Raw genomic sequence first — 26,168 nt, 5'->3', positions numbered from 1 at the left:
TAAGGACCACACATGGATCCCGTCACCCGCCTCGGAGTCGTCGGCTGCGGCCTCATGGGCTCCGGCATCGCCGAGATCGCCGTGCGCAGCGGCATCGACGTCCGCGTCGCCGAAGCCACCCTCGACGCCGTCGAAGCCGGCCGCCGCCGTCTCACCGCCTCGCTCGACCGAGGTGTACGGCGCGGCAAACTCAGCGAGGAGCAGCGCGACCAGGCGCTCGCACGGCTGTCCTTCACCAGCGACCTCGCCGAGCTGGCCGACCGTCAGTTCGTCGTCGAGGCGGTCGCCGAGAACCGTGACATCAAGACCGACGTGCTGCGCGCCCTGGACAAGACGGTCGAGGACCCCGAGGCGATCCTGGCCACGAACACCTCCTCCATCCCCATCGTCGACCTCGCCGTCGCCACCGAGCGGCCCGGTCAGGTCATCGGCATGCACTTCTTCAACCCCGTGCCCGTCCAGCGACTGGTCGAGCTCATCCCGGCCCTCACCACCAGCCCCGAGACGGTGCAGCGCACCCGCGGCTTCGCGGAGCAGCTGCGCAAGGAGCCCATCGAGGCCCCCGACCGTTCCGGCTTCGTCGTCAACGCCCTCCTGGTGCCCTACCTGCTCAGCGCGGTCCGCATGCTGGAAGCGGGTTCCGCGCGGCCGGACGACATCGACCGCGGCATGGAACTCGGCTGCGCCCATCCCATGGGCCCACTGCGTCTCCTCGACCTCATCGGCCTCGACACCGCCCAGTCCGTCGCGGAGTCGATGTACGAGGAGTTCAAGGAACCGCTCCACGCGCCGCCCGCGCTCCTGCGTCGTATGGTCGCCGCGGGTCACCTCGGCCGGAAGAGCGGCCGAGGCTTCTACACCTACGACGCCTGAGCGGCCGCCCGGAACGGTTGATTCGCGGCCGTGACGGGCACCGGCGTCATCGCGAACGCGGCGGTCACGCGGCCAGGGGACTTTCCACGGCCTGCGGACCGTCGGCCGTGGAGGCTGGTGGGCGCCGCGCCCGCCTCCTCGTGCCGACCGCCGGTCATCTCGGGCAAGGGGCGCTGCGGTTGCACGCGGCTGATCCCGTGATGGCCCAGCTCTTCGGCGCGCCGCCGGTGGCGACGCTCGGCTCGCGCACTTCATCGACGCCCCGGTCGGCGCCGAGGCGCGTACCGGCGCAGGCGAGCACCTCCGAGCGGAGGTGATCACCTCCGCCCCGCCGTCGGAGGCCAGCCGCACCCGACAGCGCCCGCCGACCTCGTTCGCCGCCGCGAACAACTCGAGCGGGCCGGTCGCGTCGAGGAGCCGCACCCCTGGGAAGACGAGCACGGTCACGGTGAGCGGCCCGAGGCGGGGAGCTCGCGGTTTCATCTGACGCCTCCAGGCAGCCCGGCCGTGCACGGCGTGGTTCGTCTGACGCCTCCAGGCCTCCCGGCCGTGCACGGCGTGGACGTCGGCGCCGACCTCCCGGTCGGCACGGTTCGACCGACGCCCCCGAGCGCGCCGGGCCGGATGCGCGCGTCGAGTTTGGTCATGCACACCTCTTTCCCGCTCCAAGTCCGGCGTGGCATGCTCACGGCCGACATGGCTATGAACGTTGTTCATCTACATGAATTTCTGTGGAGGGGCGAGCGGACATGAGCGAGGTACACGACAGCAAGAGCGGAGATCGGTTCGCCGGCTTCACGAGACGAGGTCTGCTCGGCAGCGCCGCGGCCGTGGCGGCCGGCGTGGTGACAGGTGGTGGCGGAACGGCCGCTGCCGCACCCAGCGACCAGGGTCAGGTTCCGCGCCTGTGGCGCGAGTTCAGCCATCATCCCTACACCCACCCGCAGATCCCGTATGTGGGCCGGGCGGGCTACCGCGGGGGCGCGACGCGTTTTCCACGCCGTCCCCCGGTGTTCGACGTACGCGCCTTCGGGGCCAGGGCGGACGGCGCCACCGACTCCGCCCCCGCGATCAACCGTGCCATCGCCGCCGCCGGCAGGGCCGGCGGTGGCACGGTCTCCGTCCCGGCCGGGACCTTCCGGATCGACGACGTCATACGCGTCGGACACTCCGGCGTCGTCCTGCGCGGCGCCGGCAGCGGCCGCACGACGCTGTACGCGACGCGCAGCCTCACCGAGCTGATCGGCGTGTACGGCTCCCGGTACGGCGGCGACAAGTCGTCCTGGTCCTGGGCCGGCGGCCTCATCTGGCTCGCGCCCCAGGCCCGTTGGAACTCCCTGGTCGCGGCGATCCGGGCGAGGACATGGCCGTTCGAGGGCTGGACCGGCAACCGGCGCGACGAATGGCGACCGCTCACCGGCGTGGCCCCGGCCCGCCAGGGCTCCTGGACGGTGACGGTCACCGATCCCACCGGACTGCGTCCGGGCGCGCTCGTCCTCCTCCGGCTCGCCGACGACCCCGGGCACACGCTGCTGGAGCACATGGCGGGCGGGGGCCCCGGCCCCGAGGCGTACTACTGGGACGACAAGACGAAGCTGACCTCCTACGTCCCCTACGAGTGGCCGGTGCGCATCGCCCGTGTCCACGGCCGCAGGGTCACTCTGGAACGTCCGCTCCCGCTCGACGTACGCCGGGAATGGGACCCGCAGCTCACCACCCACGTCCCCGAGCTGACGGGCGCGGGCGTCGAGGGCCTGACCCTGGAGGCGGTGGAGTCGCCTCAGCAGCCGCACCTTCTCGACAAGGGGTACAACGGCGTCGTCCTGCAGTGCGCGTACGACTGCTGGGTGGACGACGTGACGGCCCGCCACGTCGACAACGGCTTCGGCCTGGTCGCCGCCTCCGCCTGCACCCTGCGCCGGACGAGGGTCGCGGGCCGCGGCTCCCATCATCCCTACTTCTGCCGCGAAGGGTCGCACGACAACCTCATCGAGGACTTCGCCATCGAGGAGCGCACCACCCCCGGGCAGCCCAACACCCAGCTGCACGGCATCAACGTCGAGGGGCTGTCCTCGTACAACGTGTGGTCGCGGGGCGACATGCGGATGGGTACGTTCGACAGCCACCGCGGCATGCCCTTCGCCAACGTCCGCACCGACATCACCGTGAACAACAACGGCCGTCACGGTGGTGACGCGAGCGCCGGTCCCCTGTTCGGCGCCCGCTTCGCGCACTGGAACATCCGGGTCACCAACGGACGGGCGGGCCTGATGAAGATCGACGGTCTGGCCCCGTACTCCGCCACCGTCGGCGTCGACGAGGTCACGGAGTCCGACCAGATCGACGTCCCCGACTTCACGGGTGATCTGCACACGCGCCTGGAGTTGTACGGCGCCCCCGGCGCGGTACGGCCACGCAACCTGTACGAGGCCCAGCGCGGGCTGTAGGTCGCGACAGAGGGTGACGAACGAGGCGGCCGGCTTACACCCGTGCGGTCCGCGGGACGCCCCCGGCCGACAGCCGTGCCCACCTCGGGTCGCCGACGCCTCCCCTGGCGGAGCGACGTCTCCGTGCCGCCTCTCGTCGCTCGGACGAACCGATCCAGCGTTCACATACATGATTGGAGTTGGCCTATGAGCGCTCGCCCCCGCCTGGGTGTCCTCCTGGCGGCGCTGGTCGCGTTCACCGCCGGCGCTGTACCCGCCGCGTCGGCGAAAGTCGCGCATCCCGTGCCCAGAGCCCCCCACACGACCGTCCTCGACGGCGCCCGACTGCAACAGGCGAAGATCCGACTGGACCGCGGTGACCGGCAACTGCGGGCAGCCGCCCAGGCGTTGACGGCCCGCGCCGACAGGTGGCTCGACCAGGGCCCCTGGACGGTCGTCGACAAACCCCGGCCGGCGCCCGGTGGCGACATCCACGACTACCTCAGCCAGGCCCCGTACTGGTGGCCCTCCGGGCCGCCGACCACCGACAACCCGTGGGGCTGCCCCTATGTGCAGCGCGACGGACAGCGCAACCCCGAGGTCGACACCGGCACCGACCGCCAGGACGTCGAGAGGGTCTTCGACTCCGCTTACGACCTGTCCCTGGCCTGGTACTACACCGGCCAGAAGCGGTACGCCGTCAAGGCCGGACAGATCCTGCGCACCTGGTTCCTCGATCCGGCCACGAAGATGAACCCGAACCTGAACCACGCGCAGTTCATCCCCTGCAAATACGACGGCCGCGCCATCGGCATCATCGACTTCTCACAGTCGTACACCAGCGTCCTCGACGCGCTCGCCGTCCTGGACACCGGCGCCGCCGGCTGGACCAGGACGGACCGCGCCGGCATGGCGCAGTGGAACGCCGACTTTCTCGGCTGGCTCAGGAACAGCGACTTCGGCAAGCAGGAAGGCGCCGCCGCGAACAACCACGGCACCTTCTACGACATGCAGGTCGCCGCCCTCGCCCATGCGACCGGCGACACGAACCTGGCCCGCCGAACGGTCCTGGGCGCGGGGAGCGCCCGTATCGCCCCGCAGATCGCCGCCGACGGCAGCCAGCCCCAGGAGGTGGCCCGCACGCGCAGTTGGCACTACTCGACCTTCGACCTGGTCGCCTACACACGGCTCGCGGCCATCGGCCGGCACGTCGGCGTGGACCTGTGGAAGTACCGGGGCCCCGAGGGACAGAGTCTGTTCAAAGCGGTGGACTACCTGTTGCCCGCCGCGACCGCAGCCGCCGTCTGGCCGCATCCGGAGCTCGAGTTCTACCGGTACGCGGCCACCGACGTGGTGCACGCCGCGGCCGATGCGGGCGACCGGCAGGCACAGCGGGCCGTCCCCTCTCTGGAGGAGCCACCGGGCGGCGACCTGTGGGCCTTGCGCCCGGCAGCGGAGCAACTCGACTCCATCGCGGGCTGACACCGCAACGCGGCGGGGACCGCTCCCGGGCCGGGCCGCGGGATTTCCGTCCCGCGGCCCGGCCCCCGCGTGTCAGGGCCTGATCGTCAGCCAGTCGAGAGCGGCGACCCGGCCCGGACCCTTCGGCACCAGGTAGAGATCGTGCGTGCCGGTGACCTCCCGCTTCAGGGGCACGGACCGCTCCTGCCACCCGTCGGCGCCCCCGACGGGCACCACGGCGGCCACCGGACCGTCCGGAGCGTCCAGGCGCAGTTGGAGCGAGCAGCCTCGTGCGCAGACGGAGTCGAGCCGCACGATGAGGCGCTTCCCGCGGATGTTCACCTTGCGGAAGGCCACCCGGTCGCCGGACCCGAGGACGCCGGTGGACGCCGTCCCGCGCTCCACGCCCCGCACGGTCGTGGCCTGTTCGGCCTGGAGCGTCGAGGCGGCGTCGGGCCCGTCGCCGTACAGCCGGATGTCGTTGACGACCCAGGGCGCCGGCCCGTTCGCGGTGAGTGCCATCCGCACGTAGCGGGCGGTGGTCTGCCGGGGGAACACCGCGTCCTGGGTGAAGGAGCGGCCGGAGACCCGGGCGAGGGGTTCACCCCAGTGCGTGCCGTCACCGCTGACGGAGACGGTGAAGCCGTACGGCTGGCCGCTGGTGTCCCGGCCCGCGTCGAGGGAGAGCCGCCGGAAGGTCTTGCTCTCGCCGAGGTCGACGGTCAGGGACTGGCCGACGGCCTGCGGGGCGGCGCCCGTCCAGCGGGTGTTGATGTCGCCGTCGACGGTGGCGGAGGCGCTGGTGCCATCGCTCGCGGTCGCGGTCCAGTCGCCGTGGCGCACCCTCTGCAGGCAGCCGGGCAGATCGCAGCCGGTCGACCAGACGGGCGCCCCGTACTCGTAGGCGCCCTGGTCGGGAGCCGTGCCCAGGACGTCTGTGGTGACGCCGTCGACCACCTCGCCCGCGTCGATGGCGGGTGAACCGGGCGTCAGCCACAGCTCGCCGTTGACGGCGTCCGTGTAGCCGGGCTTGTCGCTGATCAGGTTGGAGCGGACGACGGGCAGCGGGTTGCCTGTCTGCGTCGCGGTGACCGGCTTGGGTCCGACGATGTTGCTGAAGTACGAGCCGGACGCGTCCGTCGCGCCGCCGAGGGCGGAGGAGGCGACGTTGATGCCCACACCGTAGCTGGAGTTGTGGTCCTCGTTGGCGATGCTGGGTCCGGTGTGACCGTTGAAGTAGACGCCCCGGGCACCGGTGTTCCAGGCGACGTTGTGGTGCAGCCGGAAGTGGCCGGAGTAGTTGTCGACGTAGTAGCCGTTCTGGCCGTCGGCGTCGTGCGCGGTGTTGTGGTCGATGGAGGTGCCGGTGCCGTTGAGGTAGCAGCAGACGTAGAAGGGTGAGCCGTCGCGGGAGGTGCGCATGGCCTCGGAGATGTCGTTGTAGGCGATGCGGTTGTCGTGGTACTCGGTGCCGTTGATCTGGTAGGCGGTGTCGATGGCCGCCCGTCCGGTGCGCCGGACGGTGTTGTGGGTGACGGTGTGGCCGTTGCCGTTGATCTCGATGCCGGGGGTGTAGCTGCCCATCCAGCCGACGTCGTGGATGTAGTTGTTGGTGACGGTGTTGCCGGTACCGCGGACCAGGACGCCGTCGCCGGCCGACTGCGCGATCTCACTGTTCCTCAGGGTGTTGCCGGTGCCGAGGATCTGCACCCCGGAGTCGAGGATGCGGGAGGCGACGATGTGCCCCTCGGCCGGCGGGATCGCGAGGTCGCTGTCCGGCGGCATGGGCAGGGTGGAGTACTCGGAGACGTACGTGGCGTGCAGTCGGTCGACCACGACACCCGTGCTGGACTTGCCCGTTCGCAGGGAGGTGCCCCACAGGTTCAGTCCGCGGACGGTGACGTACGAGCTGTCGCTCAGGTCGACGCCCCACAGCCGGTGCTTGGCGGTCACCGTGTGTCCGGCGATGCCGCCCTTCGGGGGGACGAGGTACAGGCGGTGCGCGGTCTTGTCGTAGTACCACTCGCCCGGCCGGTCGAGGGCTGCCTTCGACCCGACGAGGTAGTAGTTGCGGTAGGTCTGGTTGCCCATGCACAGCGGCGGGCAACGGTAGTTGCCGCCCTTGAAGTCCAGCTTGCCCGGTGCAGTGGCGGTGACCGTTCCGGTCTGCTGGGCCCAGGGGTTGGAACCCGCCCACACGTGCACGGTGGCGCCGGTCCAGTCTGCGTCGGGCAGGTCGGAGTCGTCGATGTGCTGGTCGGTGGAGGTGGTGTCGGCCTCGGCCCAGGTGGTGTTCAGCGGATCGGAGCCGGAGTTGGGCCAACGGCCCTCGGCGGCACGGGCGTCGTCCATGAACACGGCGTTGAAGTCCGGGTCCGGCGGCAGGTCGGTGTCGGCGACGACCAGTCCGTCGCCGGCGTCCTTCCAGCCGGTCACCCGTTCCGTCCCGTCGACGGTCACCGGACCGTCGCCGTACGCGGCGATCGTGATCGGAGCACCCTCGGCGCCGGAGGGAGGGGTGAGCTGTTCGCGGTAGGTGCCCCGGTGGACCAGGCAGGTGTCGCCGGGGCGGACGCGGTCGAGGCAGGCGCCGATGGTGCGCAGTGGGCTTGCCTGCGTGCCCTGTGCGTGGTCGCCGCCCCGGGGGGCGACGTGGTACGTGTGGCCGGACTGCGCCGCGTGCACCTGGACCGGGAAGGTCAGCAGCGCCGTCACGGCGGCCAGTACGGACAGATGCCTGAGTCTCATGTCCTGTCTCCAGTCGTCGGATGTGCGGTGGTCGGTGGGTGTGCCGTGGTCGGGGGTCTCTGCCAGGCCGCCCCGGCCTCGGGTCCGCCCGGGGCGCCGAGCACGGCACACCTCAACCAGTGCTCGCCGGGCGGCAGTCGGCCCAGGAGTACGGGCAGTGCGGTGCGTCGTGCGAGGACGTTCGTGCCGGGCAGGCAGTCGAGGACCTCGCCCTCGCGCCGGCCGTCGAGGTCGCGCAGCCCGGTGAATCCCGCGGGCGCCGACACCCGCGCGCGCCCGGGTCCGCTCTCGCGGTCCGTGCCCGCGTCCCGGTCGACGGCGAAGCCGGCCTCGGCGGTGTGCAGGGCGCGCGCGGTGCGGATGCGATGGGTGCGCACGTGCCAGGGCACGGCGGCCGTCAGCCAGGTGGTGATCTCCACGTCGGGCCACGGATGCCAGGTGCTGAGGACCGAGTCGGCGGTGACGTAGGACGCGGCCGGCTCCTCGCGCACCCGGTAGTGCGCCCCGCCGTCGTCGCTCAGCGCCAGCATCGAGTCGTGGGCGCCCTGTTCGAGTCCGAGTGTGCCGTTCGGGAGGCTGAAGCCGAAGCGGGTCGAGTAGGCGAACTTCGCGTACTTCTCCGCTCCGTGGCGCACCCAAGGGTGGTGCTGGCGCCCGGCGAGCAGGGTGACGTCTCCGGACGCGCGCATCAGCACCGCCCCGGCGTGCGGCTGGGCGCTGACGGCGGGCAGGGTGGGAGGAGGCTCCTCCTTCGCGGTCCAGAACGCGTGCCGGGCCGGCAGCGCGAGCGGCAGATACGCCTTGAGCGACCAGTAGGGCGAGCCCGGCGCGTTGTACTGCTCGGCCAGCGCGGGCTGCGGATAGCCGTACCCGACGGACAACAGCCCGTCGGGACCGGTCACCGGCCGCCCGCGCCACCAGCGCAGATGCCGCAGCAGATAGCCCTTGACCTCGCCCCACGGCAGTACGTCGACGCCCGCGAACGGCAGCGCGCCCCAGAACGCGGCCTGCGCCCAGCGGTAGGTGAGGCTGCGGCCGTACGGGACGGCGGCGCCGTCGTCGGCGAACCAGTGGCGGAAGTCCCCGGCGAACCGGGCCGCCCGGTCCTTGAAGCGGTCGCCGCCCGTGAGCGTGTCGTACAGCAGCCCGTAGAAGTGCATCGCCCACGGGACGTAGTAGTCGCGCCGTTCGGTGGGGCCGTCCGCGTACCAGCCGTCGCCGAGCCAGAAGGTCTCCAGCCGGTCGAGGCGGGCGGTGATCAGCGAGCGGTCGTAGGACACCCCCACCCGGTCGAGGCCGAGGCCGACCAGCACCGGGAAGAAGAGCCAGTTGTTGTCGGAGGTCTCCCGGTGCAGCGCACTGAGCAGCCAGCGGGCGAGCCGGTCGCGTTCGGGGCCGCTCAACGGGTCCCACCACTGCTGGGGGGCGAGGGCGAGCGCGAAGCCGATGGCGGCCATCTCGACGATGCGCTGGTCGTGGTCGACGGGTTCGCCCCAGTACTCGGGGTGCGCGGGGTCGCTGCCGTTCGCGAGTCCCCGGACCCACGACTCGGCGTGGGGCACGGCCTGCCCGCCCGCCGCCAGGGGCGCGAGTCCCCACAACGGGCGGGCGAACGCCTCCAGTTCGGCGGCCGTGTCGTCGTGGATCGCGGTGTTCACGCCGAGCCGTACGCGGGCCCGGCCCGCGCTGAAGCGGGATGCGAGGGGCTCGACCAATTCCCTTACTTCGGAGGCGAGTTCGGTACGCGGGTCGTCCATCAGCGCTTCTCCGTCCATCAGCCCTTCTCCGCCCCGGCCAGCAGCCCGGTGCGCAGGAAGCGCTGGGCGAGGACGAAACCGATCAGCAGTGGCGCGCAGGCCACGAGTCCGGCCAGGGCCGCCTCCGGCTGGTGGATGTCGAGGTCGGCGAAGCCGCTGGAGTTGTTGACCGCGCCGGTGGACTGCAGCAGGGACATCAGGCCGAGCTGGAGGGTGAAGGTGCGGTCGTCGGAGAGCATCACGAAGGGCAGGAAGAAGTCGGTCCAGCAGCGGACGAAGCCGAAGAAGGCGATCAGCGCGATGACGGGCCGGGCCAGTGGCACCGCGACCGACCAGAACAGCCGCAGTTCGCTCGCCCCGTCGACGCGTCCGGCGTCCAGCAGGCTGTCGGGCAGATTGGCCTGGAAGTGCAGGAAGGCCAGGTAGACGCCGAAGGGGTAGAAGGACAACGGCAGGATCACCGACCAGACGGTGCCGGTGAGGTCGAGCGCCGACATCTCCAGGTACAGCGGGAGCACCAGCGCGGCCGGGGGCAGGATCATCGTCACCACCGACAGGGTGAGCAGCGCCCGGCGGCCGGCGAAGTCGTGCTTGGCGAGCGCGTAGCCCGCCGGCACGCACAGCAGCAGGGCGAGGGCCACGCTGGCCGCCGCGTAGACGATCGAGTTGCCGATCCACAGGGTGATCTCGCCGTCGTTGTACGACGTCAGGTGCGACCAGGCGTCACCCACGTTGCCCAGCGAACCGAAGCCGAGCGGTGAGCCGGTGGTCAGGTCGTCGGCCGTGCGGGTGGGTGCCAGCAGCAGCCAGAGCAGGGGCAGTCCGAAGAAGACGGCCGCGCCGAGCAGGAACAGGACGCGGGCGCCGCGTGACAGAGCGGTCATCGCCTCACTCACCGGGAGTCGGAGGAGTCGGTGGCGTACATGCGCGTACGGGTGATCACGATCCAGGCGGCCAGTACGCCGACCGCGAGCATGGCCAGCGACAGCGCGGCGGCCTTGCCGAAGTCGCCGTCCTGGGTGGCGTAGACGTAGGCGAGCTGGTTGACGGACCAGGTGGGGCTGATCTGGCCGGGGGCGCCGGTGGACAGCACGGTGGGCTCGACGAACACCTGGCTGCCGGAGGCGAAGCTGGAGATCAGCACGAAGGCGACGTAGGTGCGGACCATCGGCAGTTTGACGTGCCACATGGTCCGCCAGGCCGAGGCGCCGTCGACCTGCGCCGCCTCCAGTACGTCCTTGGGGAGCGCGTTGAGCGCTCCGTACAGGACCACGATCCAGCCGCCGGCGTGCACCGCGACGCCCATCACGGTGAGGACGGCGATGAGGCTGCCGCCGGACAGCGCGTCCGTGGCGCTCGTGACGTCCATCAGCCTGAGCAGGGGGGAGAACGGGCTGCTGTCCGGGCTGACCATGAACAGCCACAGCAGCGCCGCGGCCGAGCCGGTGACCGCGCCGGGCAGGTAGTAGACGAGTTGGAGCGCGCTCGTCGTGCGGCCGGGGCGGGCGTGCAGGGTGAAGGCGAGGGACAGGACGGCCAGCAGCAGGATCGGCAGCCACAGCAGCAGATACGTCGCCACGTGGGCGGCCGCGTCGCCGAGCCGGTAGTCGTGGAAGACGGCCGCCCAGTCGCGCCCGCCGGAGAAGGAGCCGTCGTCGACGAACGAGGTCCACAGGGCGTACCCGGCGGGCGCGAGCCCGAAGACGGCGAGGAACACCGTGTAGGGGCCGACGAGGATCCAGACGGCGGCGGTACGGGCGGGGCGGCGCCGGCGGCGGGGGGCCGCCGGTGCGGCCGCCGCGACCGGGTGCGGGCGGGGTGTCGTGAGCGTCCTCATCCGACCGTGTACCCGCTGGTCCCGGCCGCCGCCTCCAGCTTGTCCTGCCAACTCCCCAAGGTGTCCCGGAGGTTGCCGTCGGAGTCGACCGCCTTGACGAACGTGTCGTTGAAGCTGCTCTGCCAGTCGGCCTCGAAGCGGACCGCGCCGAAGCCGGGGCGCAGCGCGTTCGCCGCCGCGGTGAGGGCGGGCATCGGGTCCGAGGCGTAGTACGGGTCCTTCGACTTGGCCTCGCCCCACTTCTTCGCCGCTGCCGTGAAGGCGGGGTAAGTGGGCTGCTTCGACTGGAGGTTCACGTCGGTGGTCATCCAGCGCACCAGGTCCGCGGCCTGCTCGGTGCGCGTGCCGGCGTGCGCGGAGACGAGGAAGGCGCCGCCGCCGACCTGTCCCGCGTACGGCTTGCTCTCGCCGGGCCAGGTGGGCATGGGGGCGGCGGCGACCCGGCCCCCCGGCACCTTGAAGGCGGGGCCGAACATGAAGTCGCCGAACCAGGCCGGGGCCGGCAGCATCAGGATCTTGTCGCCCTTGCCGAACTTGGCGAAGCCCGGGTCGATGGGCAGGACGGTGGTGACGGCCTTCTCACGGGCGAGCGGCTGGAGCAGGTCGGCCACCCGGGTGCAGTTCGGTCCGCCGAGGTCGATGTGGACCTCGGTGAGGCTGCGGGTGTCGCGGGTGGGGCAGCCGCTGCTGCCGAAGTAGATGCCGGCGCCGTACTTGCCGTTGACGGCCCCGACGATAGTGCCGGGGTGCTCCTCGGCGGCCTTCAGACCGGTCCGCTGGTACTCCGCCCAGGTCTTGGGGACCTGGTAGCCGTATCGCTTCATCAGCTTGGCGTCGTACCAAAGGACCGTGGGGGCGATGTCGTTGCGCAGGCAGTACACCTTGCCGCCGAAGGTGCAGGTCTCGAGGGAGCCGGGGGTGAAACCGTCCCGGACGGTCTTCGGGACGAGGTCGTCGAGCGGGGCCGCGTAACCGAACTTCTCGCTCGCGAGCGTCGCCGCCTCGGCCGGGTTGGCCAGGAAGACGACATCGGGCCAGCCGCTCTTGGTGCGGTTGGCGAGCGAGACCTTGGTGGGCACGTAACCGGCGTCGGGCGGGATGGTGACGATGCGCATCTTCAGGTCGGGGTGGGCCTTCTCGTACTGCTGGGCCGCGGGCATGCGGGTGTTGTCCACCCAGACCAGTAACTCGCCCTTCCCGTCGCCCGAACCGCCGCCACCACCGGTTCCTCCGCATCCGGAGAGCACCAGAGCCGCGGCCGCGGCCAGCGAAGCCGCGCGCCATCTCTTCATGGGGGACCACCTTTTCGCCGAGGAGCCTTACGTCGCGAACGAGGATTGCGATAGTTTTCGCAAAACTCGATCGCCCGGCAACGTAGGAGATTCATCCGATGACGTCAACGGTTCGGACGGGATCCGGTCAGGAAAGACGGCGCACGCTGGCCGCAATTGCCGACCAGGCAGGCGTTTCGGTGTCCACGGTCTCCAAGGTGCTGCACAACAGGTCCGATGTATCGGCGGAGACGCGGGCCAAGGTGCAGCGGCTGCTGGAACAGCACGGCTATCTGGCGAAACACCACCCGGCGGCCACCACGGCGCCGGCCGGCGGGCTGATCGACTTCGTCATCAACGAACTGGACAGCCCCTGGGCGGTCGAACTGATCCGGGGGGCGGAGGACGTGCTGCACGACGCGGGCATGGGGCTGGTGGTCTCCTCCACCCACGGCCGGACCCGGCGCGCCCGTCAGTGGCTGGACTCGCTGGCCACCCGCTCCACGCGCGGCGCGATTCTCGTGGTGCCCGAACTGACCCCCGGGCAGCACGAGGAGCTGAACCGGCTCGGCATCCCCTACGCGCTGGTGATGCCGATCGACGAACCCGCGCCGGGCACACCGTGGGTGGGCGCGACCAACTGGCCCGGCGGACTGGCCGCGACCCGCCACCTCGTCGAGCTGGGGCACCGGCGCATCGCGATCATCAGCGGCCCGGAGCGCCGGCTCACCTCCCGGGCACGCGTCGACGGCTACCGCTCAGCCCTCGCGGAGGCCGGTCTGCCCTTCGACCCCGAGCTGGTGCGCTACGGCGACTTCACCCACGGCCTGGCGCACCGACACGCCCTGGAAATCCTGTCGTTGTCCGACCGTCCGACGGCGATCTTCGCAGGCAGCGACCACCAGGCACTGGGCACCTACCGGGCCGCCGCCGAACTGGGCCTGCGCATCCCGGCCGACGTCAGCGTGGTCGGCTTCGACGACCTGCCGTTCGCCGACTGGGTCACCCCACGCCTGACGACGGTCCGCACCCCGCTGGCCGACATGACCGCGCTCGCGGCCCGGATGGTGCTGCGGCTGCTGTCCGGGGAGCAGCCGGAGACGACACGGGTGGAGGTGGCGACGGAACTGGTGGTACGGGAGAGCAGCGGACAGCCTCCCGCACGGTGAGCCCGACTCGGGGCAGAGGGGCGAGGCGGCCGATCTCCGGGATCCGGCCCGCCCGGCTGCCCGAGGGAGGTCGGGCGAGGACTCGCCCTCATCTCGTAGGCCCATACTGGCCCTCGACACAGACACGGACGAGGAGCACAGCCGGTGACCACCGACGACCGCACAGGACCACCCAGCCTCGGCAGCGAACGCGACACACTGAGGGCTTTCCTCGACTTCCACCGTGCGACTCTCGCCATGAAGTGCGAGGGGCTCACCGACGAGGAGCTGCGGCGGCAGTCGATGCCGCCGTCCACGCTCTCGCTGCTCGGTCTGGTGCGGCACATGGCCGAGGTGGAACGCGCCTGGTTCCGGCGGGTGTTCGAGGACAACGACGCGCCCATGGTCTGGTCCGACAGGATCGACTTCCAGGCGGCGTACGACGCTAGCGCGTCCACCAGGGCCGAGGCGTTCTCGGCCTGGGAGGCCGAAGTGGAGAACTCCCGCCGTGTCGAGCGGGAGGCCGAGTCCCTGGACCAGGCCGGCTATCAGCCGCGTTGGGACGAGAAGGTGTCGCTGAGGATGGTGATGGTGCACGTGCTCCTGGAGTACGGCCGTCACAACGGTCACGCGGACTTTCTGCGTGAGGGTGTCGACGGGACCGTGGGCGCCTGAGTCCGCGGGCTGCCGCCGCCCCGGGATGAAGGCCGACGACCCGACTTCGCAGGGGGGACGACGAGGTCGCCGCGCCGCTCGCGGCCGGCGGCCCGGTCCGTGCGCCGTCCGGTCGAGGGCACGGTCGCCACCGGACCCGGGCACGTCGAGAAAACCTTCCACGTTCCTGTCACATCTGCACGCGCCCATCCGTCAGTGCTGTGAAGACGCCGACCAGGCCGATGTGAAGGAGAGCAGCCATGACGCACACCCCCATCTCCCGGATGCCCGACCCCGCCGCGTTCGTGCCCGAGCTGAACGACATCAGCACCGCCCTCTTCCGGGCCACCGGCAACCGCTCGGTGCCGCGCACCACGATGAACCTCGTCCACCTGCGCGCCGGGCAGATCGTGGGCAACACCTACCTGACCATCCTGAACACCGGCTTCCTGCGTAAGGCCGGGGAGTCCGAGGAGCGCATCACCGCCGTCTCCTCCTGGATGGACGCCCCGTACTTCACGGACGCCGAGCGCGCCGCCCTCGCCTTGGTGGAGGCCACCCTCCAGCCCGCCCCGCACGGCGGGGAGCGTGTCTGCGACGAGTTGTACGCCGAGGTGGCGAAGCACTACGACGAGAAGGCGTTGGCCACCCTCACCATCGCGATCGGCCAGATCAACTTCTTCATCGCCCTGGCCGTCATCGGCAAGCCGCAGCCGGTCGATTCCCTCGCGGACAAGCAGTGGGACTGACCCGCCGTGGCGGTCCGGAAGGGACGAGGCCGCGGTGAAGCCCGTCGAGGCGACTCCCCGCTCCAACCCGTGATTGCTCGCCACGCATGACGCATGACGCATTCAACTCACCCATACTGCGCGTCAGTTCGCCTTATCCGCACGAACTCCACTCACTATCATCAGAAGATGACAGAACCAGCGCAACCCAACCCGTCCACAGGCCCGCCGCCCCCTCCGTTCCAGCCCGCCGCATCCACGCCCGGCCGGCCGGCGCCTCCCCCTCAACCCGCTGGTCATCACCCCGCCGCGTACCCGCCGCCGGCGCCCTACGGCAGACCGCCCGGTCCGTCGACAGACCCGGCCGCCGTCTCCGACCGGGTGTCCGGAGCGCTGCTGATCCTCGGCGCCGCCCTCGCCGTCGGCGGTTCGTTCACCACGCTGGACGAGTCGGCCGAGCACGCGGGCGGCAACAGCAAGGAGGCGCTGTACAGAACCGTCGCGAAGGCGTGGTCCTACTCCAACTCGATACCAGGGCAGAAGACGATCTCGGTCAGGCAGTTCCACGGCGTGCCGCTGCTCGTCTCCAGCCTCGTGGCCATTGTCGCGGCCGTACTCCTGTTGGCCGGGTTCGGCCGGAGGCTTCCGCTGACCCGGGTGCTCGGCGTGAGCGCCGCGACACTGCTGTTCGGCGTGACGCTGACGGTGGCGACGGCCGCGTTCAACGACACGCAGTGGGACACGGACACCCGGTCCACGACCCTCGGCCCCGGCTTCTACCTGCTGACTCTCGCCTGTCTGGCCGCACTCGCCGCGACCGTGCTCTCCGTCCTCGGCACCCGTCGCCCCGCCGGCCCGCCCGCTCAGCCGTACCAGTACCCGCCCCAGCCGCCGCAGCCCTGGCAGACCGCCACCAACTCCCAGCAGTACCCGCCGAGTCAGCCTCCGCCCCCTTCTCAACCCCCGTCAGCAGGCTGAACAAGGGGCACGCGACGGTCCAGGAGAGTCGCGTGCCGAGTTCGCGATCAGGGATGGAGAACGACCGTGCGCCCAGTCCCGCCGTCACCACCATCGTGACCTGCGTGGTCCGAAAGCCCGACGCCAGCAGCCGGACGCCCCAGTAGGAGAGGTACGAACTCCAGGTCAGCAAGAAGAGGAAGAACCGGGCGGACAGCCAGACGCGTATCGGCGCCTCGGGCCTTTCGGTGATCGTCGGTGGGCGGCGCTCGGGCCCACGCCCCCCGCGGGTCACCAGCCGCACGGTGGTCGGCTTTGTCACGGAGACCGTGCTCCCGGCGGCCGCGCAGGCTGCGAGAACCCTACCCACGTCGGGGAGCTGCTCGAACCCACGTTTCCGGTCTCGTTGCGGGGGCTGCCGGAGCACGAGCGGGGCGCGTGGCGGCGTCGGCGCAGACCGTCGACTCGCGCCCGCTCTTAGGCTTCACCCATGCGGCAATCAGAGATCATGCAGCGAGTCGTCGGCATCCTCACCGAAGCGATCGAGATGCGGCGGCAGGTCCGCGAGAACCCGGACGCCGAAGTGGCGCTGACGGGATCCATCTCCGCGCTGCTCGCGGAGACCTTGCCCGAGATCAAGCTGCCCGCCGACGCGAGCGCCCAGGAATCCAAGGCCATCATCGCGGAGGCGCTGGGCCCGGCCATCATGAGTCTCTCCAACTGCTTCTCCTACGCTTTCGTGCACCTGGCCGAGGTGCACGACGAGGGCCGCACCGACACTTCGACCGCTGAAGTCCTGCGGTCCCTGTCCCTCCGGTTCGCGCGGCGGGACGACGACGCCTGATGGCCCGTCAGGGTCAGCTCTTGCCGTACCGCCCGGATCCGGGCCCGTGCCCGCATGGCGGAACGGCGCCTCCGCGGCCGCGGAGGCGGCTCCGGGGCCCTGTGCGGTGAGGCAGGCCATTCCTGGCCAAAGTCCTGCGTCTGGCGCACATTTGTACTACTAGGCGGCGAATATCCCATGAGCGAATTTCCGCCAGTATGGTGGGCGGGCGGTTGGGCGAGAGGCACACCGGCGCCGGGGGTTCCGGGTGTGCCGCCCCTTCGTCTGCCGCGGTTCCAGAACCACGGGCGGCCGAGCTGTTGTCGGGCTGCCTCATGTCACCAGGGGGCAGGACCATGCGGGTGCTGGCGGCGAGATACGAACTGGCCGAGGCGGTCGGACGCGGTGGAATGGGGGAGGTCTGGCGGGCCACCGACCGGGAGCTCGGGCGCACCGTCGCGGTGAAGGTGTTGCCGCCGGAACTCACCCGGCACGAGGAGTTCCGAGTCCGGTTCCGCCGGGAGGCGCGCACGGTGGCCTCGCTCAACCACCGGAACGTCGCCGTGCTGCACGACGTCGGCGAGGACACCACCGACGGCGAGACGACTCCGTTCCTGGTCATGGAGTTCATCGAAGGGCGCACTCTGACCGACGTGCTGGCCGACGGCGCGTTCACGGTCGAGCGCGCCCTGGCGGTCGGCAGGGACATCGCCGACGCCCTGGCACACAGCCACGCCCAGGGGCTCATCCACCGCGACATCAAGCCGTCCAACGTCATGCTGACGTCCGAAGGCGGCGTCAAGGTCCTGGACTTCGGGATCGCGAAGGTCGTCGCGGAGACCACCACCCGCCTCACCGCGACGGGCATGACGGTGGGCACCCCCGCCTACCTCTCCCCCGAGCAGCTCACCGGCGAGCCGGTGGACGGCCGCTCCGACCAGTACTCCACGGGCTGTCTGCTGTACGAACTGCTGACCGGCCGCCCCCCGTTCGTCGGCGACTCCCCCTTCGCGGTCATGCACCAGCACATCAGCCAGGAACCGGTCGCACCTTCCCGGCTGCGCCCGCAGATCCCGGCCGTGGTGGACGACCTCGTGCTCCGGACCCTGGCGAAGGACCGCGAGCAGCGCCTGGGCAGCGCGGCGGAGCTGCGGGACGCGCTGGCGGCGACCCTCACCCTGCTGAGCGGCCCGGCGGTCGCGTCGGCCCCACCGGCCGCCGCCTCGGCTCCGGGCGTGCCGCCCGCGCCCGCCCGGCCGCCCTCGCGCGCCAAGGCCGACTCCGAGGCGGGTCCCGGGCACACGGCACTGGCCCAGCAGGACACCCGCACGGCGCTGACGCCGCCCCGGCCCGCTGTCCCGCCCCCGGGTGGGCCGGTCGACTCGGCCGTCCGCTCCTCCTCGGGCGACGCCCGGACGCCGTCCGGCACCGCGCCGACGAGAGGCGGCGTGTCGTCCACGCCGGGCGAGCGGCGGTTCACCCTGCCCGCCGGCCGGATCATCGCCCTGCTGGGCATCGTCGTCTCCGGTGTCGTCTGTTTCGGCTACCTGGACTCCTACGAGGACTCCTCCGACGAATTCGTCGGCGTGTTGATGGCCGCCGTCGTGCTCGGTCTTGTCCTGTTCCGCTGGCTTCCCCTCACCTCCACCCTTCTGTGGTGGGGGGCCGGGGCCCTGGTCATCGCGAGTGTCGCGATCGGCGGCGCGGTCGACGACTACGACTACAGCTCCGTCACGGAGACCGACTTCAGCACCCTCTACTACTACGACACCGCCTACCAGGGCTACTACCCACTCCCGGCCGACTCCTCGGGCTACCGGCTCTTCGAGAGCGACTACAGCGGCGGTTACTCTCCCGCGCGGGCCGAGGTCACCCACGACTACACCGCGCACGACGACGTCGAGGTCCTGGCCACTCCGCTGCTCGTGCTCGCCGCACTCTGCCTCGTCCGCGCGTTGAGCCGTCGGCACCTCTCGCCTCTCGCGGCGGCCTGCGGCCTGACCCTGGGCGGTCTGGGGATCGGCTGGCTGGCGTTCGGTCCGGACGAGCAGGCCGGGGTGTTCTCGGTGGCCTGGGGCGTGGTCGTCGTCGTCGCCGTCGTGCAGGAGATCCGTGCCCGCAGGAACACCCCGCCACGTGCCCGCCGCCGTCTGCGGTTCGTCACGGCCGAGTAGCGGGCCAGCCCTACGAAGGGCCCGAAACGCTCGAACCGCCGGACGGCGCCAGGTCGTTGTCACAGTGACGGCTTCACCGAGGGCTCGACGCTCGAAGGAATGAGGGGGCGGACGCGCCGACTCGGTCGAGTCGATGGGCACCGGCCGTCCGGTGCCTGCGGTTCGTCCGCGCCGCCGTAGGTGAACGCGGAACAGCATCTCGCCCTCGGAGCACGTGAGTCCGACCCCGGTGGCCGGAGTCTCTGGGGACCCGCTTCGGAGTCGGCCTTGGCGCGCGCGGGTGGCCCGGCGGTCGCGTCGGCCGCACGGGCCGCCGAGCACCGGCCCCCGCTACCCCTTCGGCCACGGCCTGCGTGACACGGCCGACGCGTAGCGCCCTAGGAAGCGACGCCCCCGATCCCGACACCGCTTTCCGGGTCCACGCGGCGGCCAGTGCCTGTCCGGCCGTCATGCACACCGCACTGGGGAGCCGGGCCGCGGACGACGCGCCGGCCGGGCAGCTCCGCCCGATCGCCCGGGCACTGGCTGCCCCGTTCGGCGAGGACGTTCTCAGGAACTACTTCACCGAACCCGCCATGACCCCCTGCACGAAGTGCCGTTGGAAGGTGAAGAACACGGCCACCGGCACGATCAGGGACAGGAACGCGCCCGGCGCGAGCACGTCGATGTTGCTGCCGAACTGCCGTATCTGCGACTGCAGTTCCACGGTCAGAGGCTGTGACGAGCTGTCGGCGAACAGCAACGCCACCAGCATGTCGTTCCAGACCCAGAGGAACTGGAAGATGGCCAGGCTGGCGAGGGCGGGCCGCCCCACCGGCACCACGAGCCGGGTGAAGATACGCCACTCGCTGCCCCCGTCCATACGGGCCGCCTCCAGCATCTCCCTCGGTATCTCGGCGAAGTAGTTCCGCAGCAGGAAGATCGCGAAGGGGAGTCCGTAGGAGACGTGGAAGAGGACGACGCCGGGAATGGTGCCGAACAGCCCCAGTCGGCCGAAGAGTTTGGCCACCGGCAGCAGGCCGATCTGGACGGGCACCACCAGGAGCGCCACCACGAGCAGGAAGACGGCGTCGCGGCCGGGGAAGTCCAGCCAGGCGAAGGCGTACCCCGCGAGAGCGGCGATCACCACCACGAGCAGCGTCGCCGGCACCGAGATCAGCACGGTGTTCCAGAACGCCTGTGTCATCCCGGCGTTGCCCAGCAGCGCGGTGTAGTTGTCGAAGGACAGCTGCCCCGGGCTGGTGAGCGCCGTCCACCAGCCGCCCTTGGCGGTGTCCTGCGCCGATCGCAGGGACGACACGAGCAGTCCGGCGAGCGGGGTGAGCCAGAGCAGTCCGATGACCACGAGGACGGCCTGCACCGCACTGTTGCCGAGCCCGCGCCGAAGCGCACTGAGGTTCATCGCTGACTCCCTCGGAAACGACGGACGTTGAAGACCATGGCGGGGATCACCAGCAGCAGGAGCAGCACGCCGAGGGCGCTGCCCAGTCCCTGGTCGTTGCCGCCGCCGAAGGACACCAGCCACATCTGGGTGGCCAGCACGGTGGCGTCCTGCTGCACCGGTCCGGGCGCGATGACGTAGACGAGGTCGAACACCTTCATCACGTTGATGACGAGGGTCACGAAGACCACCGTCAGCACGGGCGCGAGCAGCGGCACGGTGATCCGGCGGAACACCTGCCACTCGTTGGCGCCGTCCATCCGCGCCGCCTCGAGCGAGTCGCGCGGCAGCGTGGACAGGCCGGCGCCGATGAGCACCATCGCGAAGCCGGTCCAGATCCACAGGTAGGCGCCGATGATCGCGGGGGTGACCAGGGTCGGGCCGAGCCAGGAGATGCCGTCGTAGGGCGGGGCGAAGTTCGAGCCGGGGAGGTCGACGGTGTACGAGCCCGCCTCCAGGCCCGGGAAGCGGAAGGAGCCGTCGGCCGCGGTGGTGGTGCTCGCGACGGTCTTCCCGTCGCGCACCGCCACGACGCTCATCTTCGGCAGCCCGCTCTCCCCGCGGTCCACCGCACCCTGTTTCCCTCCCCCGCCGGGGGTGAAGTCCAGGTAGACGACTCCGCGCAGTTCGCCGGGGCCCGCTTCGCGGGCGGCCGCCGTGTAGGCCGGTTCCGCCCCCGCCGGAAGATCCTTGGGCGGGACGCCGACCAGGCCGAGTGCGACCGTGTCGCCCGGTGACACGCTCGTGCCCGTGCGGTACGAGCCGTCGGCGCCCGCGATCAGGCCCTGACCGTCACGGGCGCGGGCGGTCGGGTACGAGGAGGTGTCCTGGAAGGCGTCGTGGACGCCGACGGCCGCCGCGTTCAGGACCCCCTTGTCCGGGTCCTCGTCGTAGGCGAGCCGGAAGATGATGCCCGCGGCCAGGAAGGAGACGGCCATGGGCATGAAGAGCAGCAGTTTGAACGCCGTGGCCCAGCGGACCTTCTCGACGAGCACGGCGAGGATCAGGCCGAGGCCGGTCAGCAGGGTCGGGGCCACGACGACCCAGACGGCGGTGTTGCGTACGGCGTTGAGGGTGGCCGGGTCGCGGAACATCTCGGTGTAGTTGTCGCCGCCCACGAACCGTGTCCCGGAGGCGTCGAAGAAGCTGCGGCCGACCGAGAACAGCACGGGGTAGACGACCAGGGCGCCGAGCAGGAGCAGCGCGGGGAGGACGAAGAGCAGGGCGACGGTCCTGCCCCGCCGCCGGGCGCGCCGCTTGCGGGCGACGGCCTGGACGGCGGGTGGTGCGGCCGTCTTCGTGAGCGTGGCGGTCATCGGCGGTCAGCCCTTGTAGGCCTTGGCGGCGGCGGTCTCCAGCTGCGCGGCGGTGGCCTTCGGGTCGGAGGGGTCGCGCAGGAAGTCCTGGAGGATCTTCCACTCGCCGGCGCCCTTGGTCCCGCCGAACGCGGCCGGGGCCTGGTCGGACATGTCGAAGCGGACGGTGTCCCCGGCGGCTATGAGCGACTTGGCCGTGGTCCGGGTGACGTCGTCGCCGTAGGAGACGAGGTCGAGCTTCTTGTTCGGGGAGAGGAAGCCACCGGCCTCGGCCCAGACGGCGGCGGCTTCCGGGGTGGCCAGGTACTCCAGGAGGGCCATGCCGGCCTCGCTGTTCTTGCCGTCCTTGAGTACGACGGCCGCGTCGCCGCCACTGACCACGGGTGCCTCGCCGGTGCCGACGGGCGGGAAGGGGAAGAAGTCCGCGTCCTCGCCGATCTTCCGGCCGAACTGGTCCTTGGCGACGCCGGCGACGAAGTCGCCCTCGTAGACCATGCCCGCCTCGGGCTCGGGCCCGAAGACCTTCTCGACGGAGCCGGGGAAGTCGGTGTTGAGGGCGCCCTTCTGACCACCCGCCAGGAGCTGCTTGTCCTCGAAGAGCTTGCCGAGTGTGGTGAGGGCGTCGACCACGCTCCGGTCGGTCCACTTCAGTTCGTGGGCGGCGAGGGCGTCGTACTTCTCGGGTCCCGCCTGGGAGAGGTAGACGTTCTCGAACCAGTCGGTGAGCGTCCAGCCGTCCTGGCCCGCGACGGAGAAGGCGGCGAGGCCCGAGTCGGAGACGGCGTGCCCGGCCTTCAGCAGCTCGTCGTAGGTCTTCGGCGGCTGGACGCCGGCCTGGTCGAGGGCGTCGGGGCTGTACCAGACGGTCGACTTGTGGGCGGCCTTGAAGTAGAGGCCGTAGAGGGTGCCCTTGACGCTGCCGTAGTTCTTCCAGACGGGTGCGTAGTTGGCGGCGACGGACTTCTGGGTGGCTGACGACAACGGCGCGAGCCAGCCGTTTCCGGCGAACTGCTGGAGGACTCCGACCTGCGGGACCATGACGACGTCGGGGGCGTTGCCGCCTTCGATCTTGCTGCCGACGACGGTGGAGACGTTGTCGCCGGTGGAGACGAACTGGGTCTTGGCGCCGGTCTTCTCGGTGAAGGCGTCCAGCACCTTCTGGAAGTTCTTCTGCTCGGCACCGGACCAGACGCCGGCCACGGCGACCGTCTGGCCGCTCAGGGCCTGGTCGCCGCCGCCCGCGGAGACGGGGCCGCCGCCTCCGCAGGCGGTCGCGCCGAGTGCGAGGGCCAGGGCGGTGCAGCCGGTGAGCAGGGGGGTACGTCGTCGCATCATCGTTGATGTCCCTTCGGGAGTGGGGAGTTGACGGGATGGGGAGCGGAGGTGCTCAGGAATCGGTGTCGTCGCCGATCCACCAGGCGGCCGTGGAGCCGGGGAGCGCCCCGGCCCGGCAGGGGCCGCTGGACAGCAGGGGGACGCCCGGGACGGGCGCCGGCGCGGGCGCCGTACCGAAGTTGACGGCGCAGACCAGGCCGTCGCCGCGGGCGAAGGCGAGGACGCCTGGCTGGGTGTCCAGCCAGCGCAGCGTGCCCTCGCCCAACTGGGGCAGGGTGGCGCGCAGTTGGAGGCCGTCGCGATACAGGTGCCAGAAGGAGCGGGTGTCGGCGAGGGCGCGGTCGGTGGCGTACTCGGCGAAGTACTCGGGCTGCGGCAGCCAGGGTTTGGTGCCGTCGACGCCGGAGGTGAAGCCGAACGGTGAGGCCTGCCCGGACCACGGCAGCGGCACCCGGCAGCCGTCCCGGATGCGGGCGCGGCTGCCGGTGCGGCGGAAGATCGGGTCGGTGAGCACGTCGTCGGGCAGGTCGACGACCTCGGGCAGGCCCAACTCCTCGCCCTGGTAGATGTACGCGGCTCCGGGCAGCGCCAGCAGCAACAGGGCGGCGGCGCGGGCACGGGCGGCGCCGAGGCCGCTGCCCTCGACGGCCGGCTCGCCATAGCGGGTGACCGTGCGGACCTGGTCGTGGTTGTTGAGGACCCAGGTGACGGTGGACCCCGTTCCCGCGATGTCCTGCATGGCCTCGGCGATGACCTTGCGGAAGGCATCGGCGTCCCAGGAGGCGCTCAGCAGGTCGAAGAAGAAGGCCTGGTGCAGCTCGTCGGGGCGGACGTACATCGCGTGTTCGCGGGCCGTGGGCACCGAGACCTCGCCGACCAGGAGCCGCTCGCGGCCGTCGTGTGCCGTGTACTGCTCGCACACCGCGCGCCACCGGCGCCACACGTCGTGCACCTCGGGCTGGTTCCAGGCGAGCGGGTTGACGGAGTCGCGGGTGCGGGCGTCCGCCTCGGGATCCGGCGAGTCGGGCAGTTCGGGGTGCTTGTAGAGGCCTGCGGCGACATCGATGCGGAAGCCGTCGACGCCGCGGTCCAGCCAGAAGCGCAGTACCCGCTCGAAGTACCCGCCGACCTCGAGGTCGCGCCAGTTCCAGTCGGGCTGTTCGGGCGTGAACATGTGCAGGTACCACTGGCCCGGGCGGCCGTCCGCCTCGGTCACCCGGCTCCAGGCCGGGCCGCCGAACATGGCGTGCCAGTTGTTGGGCGGCTCGGCGCCGTCCGCTCCCCGCCCGTCGGCGAAGTGGAAACGGGCCCGGGCGGCGCTGCCCGGCGCCGAGGCCAGCGCCTCGCGAAACCAGGGGTGCTCGCTGGAGCAGTGGTTGGGGACGATGTCGAGCAGCACCCTGACGCCCAGCCGTCGGGCGGCCGCCACCAGCCGGTCGAACTCGTCGAGGTCGCCGAAGAGCGGGTCGACGTCGCAGTAGTCGGCGACGTCGTAGCCGTGGTCGTGCTGCGGGGAGGGGTAGAAGGGGCTCAGCCAGATCCCGTCGACGCCCAGCTTCTTCAGGTACGGCAGTCCGGCGCGGACTCCGGCGAGATCGCCGACGCCGTCGCCGGTGCTGTCCAGGAAGCTGCGGACGTACACCTGGTAGATCACTGCCTCACGCCACCAGCGGTGCGTGTCGATGTGCTTGGAGCTCACCCGTTGGCCTGTCTGTGCGGGCTGACTGTTATGCATGCATGTTATGTAGGCGTTTCACGGGGGTGTCAACGAAGAGACAGCAGGAATCTGCCAGCACGGGCCACAGAGAGGGATTTATCCGGGCATCTCGCACCCGGTTGATACGTCGGCGTTACCTAACATGTAAGTAGGAAGTACCGGTGCCGGCTGACGGACGTCAGCCGCGGCGGGAGATGTCCGCCAGTTCCAGGGCCAGCCGCCGCACCGCGGCCTCGGGCGTCGAGTGCCCGGCCATCGCGTCGTGCACGACCGCCTGCACCACCATGCTGACCTGGTCGTAACGGGGGCTCTTGGGACGCGGTTCGGCCGTCCGGATGCTCGCGCGCAGGGTCGGCAGGTACGGGAACCGGCGCACCAGTTCCGGGTCCTCGTACAGATCCGCGCGCACGGGGGGCAGCGCGCCCCTGGTGAGCACCTGCCGCTGGACGCCCTCGCTGGTGAGGTAGGCGATCAGACGCGCGGCGGTGTCGGCGTGCTCGGCATGACTGCTGACGGCGAGGTTGGAGCCGCCGAGCACGCTGGTTCCCGGCCCGTCGCGCCCCGGCAGCGGTACGGCACCGACCTTGCCGGCGACCGCGGATCCCGCGCCGGAGGCGCTGACGTAGGCGTAGGGCCAGTTGCGCAGGAAGAGGAGACGCCCGTCCTGGAAGGCCTGCCGGGACTCCTCCTCGGTGTACGTCAGGGCCTTCTTCGGCACCCATCCGTCGCGGACACCGCGCGCGAGGAAGCCGATGCCCTCGCGGGCGGCCGAGTCGACGGTGACGCGGTCGCCCTCGTCGCCGAGGATCGTGCCGCCCGCCGAATACACGGCCTCGGCCGCGTTGACGGTGAGGCCCTCGTAGGGCAGGAACTGACCCGCGTAGCCGTCGAGGCCGTACCGGGGCGCGATGGTCTTCGCGGCACGCTCCAGTTCGGCCCAGGTGCGGGGCGGTGGCACGCCCTCCGCGGCGAGGACGTCCTTGCGGTAGAGCAGCAGCCCGGCGTTGGTGACGTACGGGACGGCGTACAGCCGCCTGTCGTACGTCGCCGTGTCCACGACCGGCCGGAGGAAGCTGCTCAGCGGGAAGCGATCCCGTGGCAGCGGGCGGATCCAGCCGGCGGCGGCGAACTCCGAGGTCCAGGCGACGTCGATGTTGAGGACGTCGAAGCGGCTGCGGGCGCCGCCGCGCAGATCGGTGATCATCTGGGCGCGCGTCTCGTCCGCGGAGTCCGGCAGTTCGACGAGCGTGACCTTCTCGCCGGGGTGGGCGCGGTTCCAGCCCTCCAGGAGGGGGCCGAGGTAGCCGGTGAGATCGCCCGCGGTGGCGAGGGTGAGCGGACCGCGGCCCTCCGGACCGCCGACCGCGCGGGCGCCGGACGCTCCGTAACCGGCAAGCACCACAGCGAGGACGAGGAGACCCCTACCGGCGGCGCGTATCCACCGCATAGGTTCCTCCCTGTACACCGGCGCCAGGCACCCTCGCCCGGAGTCAGAGGCTATG

At 71.1% G+C, this 26,168-nt stretch carries 19 protein-coding genes; 9 read left to right on the top strand and 10 right to left on the bottom strand.

The genetic code is table 11. The annotated features are described in order from the left end of the window. Positions 1-12 precede the first annotated feature (12 nt). The 3 genes from ACIPFH_RS18780 (at position 13) to ACIPFH_RS18770 (ending at position 4,781) form a co-directional block, all read left to right on the top strand. Positions 13-873, top strand: a complete 861-nt coding sequence (locus tag ACIPFH_RS18780; RefSeq protein ID WP_401827725.1) for a 3-hydroxybutyryl-CoA dehydrogenase — start codon at positions 13-15, stop codon at positions 871-873. Positions 874-1,622: 749 nt separating this feature from the next. After that, positions 1,623-3,320, top strand: coding sequence for a glycosyl hydrolase family 28-related protein (locus tag ACIPFH_RS18775; protein ID WP_401827723.1), 1,698 nt, complete (start codon positions 1,623-1,625; stop codon positions 3,318-3,320). A gap of 186 nt (positions 3,321-3,506) precedes the next feature. Then, positions 3,507-4,781 (top strand): alginate lyase family protein, encoded by a 1,275-nt coding sequence (locus tag ACIPFH_RS18770; protein ID WP_401827722.1) that lies wholly within the window; start codon positions 3,507-3,509, stop codon positions 4,779-4,781. 72 nt (positions 4,782-4,853) lie between these two features. Here the strand turns inward: ACIPFH_RS18770 and ACIPFH_RS18765 are convergent, their stop codons facing one another. The 5 genes from ACIPFH_RS18765 to ACIPFH_RS18745 are packed head-to-tail and all read right to left on the bottom strand — an operon-like array spanning position 4,854 to position 12,394. Further along, positions 4,854-7,508, bottom strand: a complete 2,655-nt coding sequence (locus ACIPFH_RS18765; protein ID WP_401827721.1) for a discoidin domain-containing protein — start codon at positions 7,506-7,508, stop codon at positions 4,854-4,856. Continuing rightward, a complete protein-coding gene (locus tag ACIPFH_RS18760) occupies positions 7,505-9,283 on the bottom strand; it encodes a DUF2264 domain-containing protein (RefSeq protein ID WP_401827720.1) in 1,779 nt (592 codons plus the stop codon). Before ACIPFH_RS18760 ends, ACIPFH_RS18765 begins: the two co-directional genes overlap by 4 nt. Beyond that, a complete protein-coding gene (locus tag ACIPFH_RS18755) occupies positions 9,283-10,149 on the bottom strand; it encodes a carbohydrate ABC transporter permease (RefSeq protein WP_401827718.1) in 867 nt (288 codons plus the stop codon). The genes ACIPFH_RS18760 and ACIPFH_RS18755 overlap by 1 nt, the downstream gene beginning before the upstream one ends. 8 nt (positions 10,150-10,157) lie before the next feature. Next, positions 10,158-11,102 (bottom strand): carbohydrate ABC transporter permease, encoded by a 945-nt coding sequence (locus ACIPFH_RS18750; protein ID WP_401827717.1) that lies wholly within the window; start codon positions 11,100-11,102, stop codon positions 10,158-10,160. Further along, on the bottom strand, positions 11,099-12,394 hold the full coding sequence (locus ACIPFH_RS18745; protein WP_401827715.1) for an ABC transporter substrate-binding protein: 1,296 nt from the start codon (positions 12,392-12,394) through the stop codon (positions 11,099-11,101). The genes ACIPFH_RS18750 and ACIPFH_RS18745 overlap by 4 nt, the downstream gene beginning before the upstream one ends. A gap of 98 nt (positions 12,395-12,492) precedes the next feature. Between ACIPFH_RS18745 and ACIPFH_RS18740 the strand changes: the two genes are divergently transcribed. The 6 genes from ACIPFH_RS18740 (at position 12,493) to ACIPFH_RS18715 (ending at position 18,857) form a co-directional block, all read left to right on the top strand. Next, entirely contained in the window at positions 12,493-13,542 is a 1,050-nt protein-coding gene (locus ACIPFH_RS18740; RefSeq protein WP_401827713.1) for a LacI family DNA-binding transcriptional regulator, read from the top strand. A gap of 144 nt (positions 13,543-13,686) precedes the next feature. Beyond that, positions 13,687-14,196, top strand: coding sequence for a DinB family protein (locus ACIPFH_RS18735; protein ID WP_401827712.1), 510 nt, complete (start codon positions 13,687-13,689; stop codon positions 14,194-14,196). A gap of 239 nt (positions 14,197-14,435) precedes the next feature. Continuing rightward, a complete protein-coding gene (locus ACIPFH_RS18730) occupies positions 14,436-14,924 on the top strand; it encodes a carboxymuconolactone decarboxylase family protein (RefSeq protein WP_401827711.1) in 489 nt (162 codons plus the stop codon). A gap of 360 nt (positions 14,925-15,284) precedes the next feature. Next, a complete protein-coding gene (locus ACIPFH_RS18725) occupies positions 15,285-15,881 on the top strand; it encodes a hypothetical protein (RefSeq protein ID WP_401827710.1) in 597 nt (198 codons plus the stop codon). A 469-nt stretch (positions 15,882-16,350) separates the two neighbouring features. Further along, complete coding sequence (locus tag ACIPFH_RS18720; protein ID WP_356247799.1) at positions 16,351-16,704, top strand: hypothetical protein; 354 nt, start codon at positions 16,351-16,353, stop codon at positions 16,702-16,704. Between the two features lie 335 nt (positions 16,705-17,039). After that, entirely contained in the window at positions 17,040-18,857 is a 1,818-nt protein-coding gene (locus ACIPFH_RS18715) for a protein kinase (protein WP_401827708.1), read from the top strand. Between the two features lie 556 nt (positions 18,858-19,413). On the opposite strand, the gene ACIPFH_RS18710 is transcribed toward ACIPFH_RS18715, so the two are convergent. The 5 genes from ACIPFH_RS18710 to ACIPFH_RS18690 form a co-directional block, all read right to left on the bottom strand. Then, on the bottom strand, positions 19,414-20,259 hold the full coding sequence (locus tag ACIPFH_RS18710) for a carbohydrate ABC transporter permease (protein WP_401827707.1): 846 nt from the start codon (positions 20,257-20,259) through the stop codon (positions 19,414-19,416). Beyond that, complete coding sequence (locus ACIPFH_RS18705; RefSeq protein WP_401827706.1) at positions 20,256-21,614, bottom strand: ABC transporter permease subunit; 1,359 nt, start codon at positions 21,612-21,614, stop codon at positions 20,256-20,258. Before ACIPFH_RS18705 ends, ACIPFH_RS18710 begins: the two co-directional genes overlap by 4 nt. A gap of 6 nt (positions 21,615-21,620) precedes the next feature. Further along, on the bottom strand, positions 21,621-22,949 hold the full coding sequence (locus ACIPFH_RS18700; protein ID WP_401827704.1) for an ABC transporter substrate-binding protein: 1,329 nt from the start codon (positions 22,947-22,949) through the stop codon (positions 21,621-21,623). Positions 22,950-23,001: 52 nt separating this feature from the next. After that, the gene (locus ACIPFH_RS18695) at positions 23,002-24,684 is read right to left on the bottom strand and encodes a glycoside hydrolase family 13 protein (RefSeq protein WP_401827703.1); all 1,683 of its coding nucleotides are present in this window, start codon (positions 24,682-24,684) and stop codon (positions 23,002-23,004) included. A gap of 160 nt (positions 24,685-24,844) precedes the next feature. Further along, on the bottom strand, positions 24,845-26,113 hold the full coding sequence (locus tag ACIPFH_RS18690) for an ABC transporter substrate-binding protein (protein WP_401827701.1): 1,269 nt from the start codon (positions 26,111-26,113) through the stop codon (positions 24,845-24,847). Between the last annotated feature and the right edge of the window lie 55 nt (positions 26,114-26,168).

The sequence above is a fragment of the Streptomyces sp. NPDC088157 genome (assembly GCF_044741545.1).
GTDB lineage: Bacteria > Actinomycetota > Actinomycetes > Streptomycetales > Streptomycetaceae > Streptomyces.
Note: the sequence above shows the minus strand (reverse complement) of the source record. Positions and strands in the feature narration are given on the sequence as shown.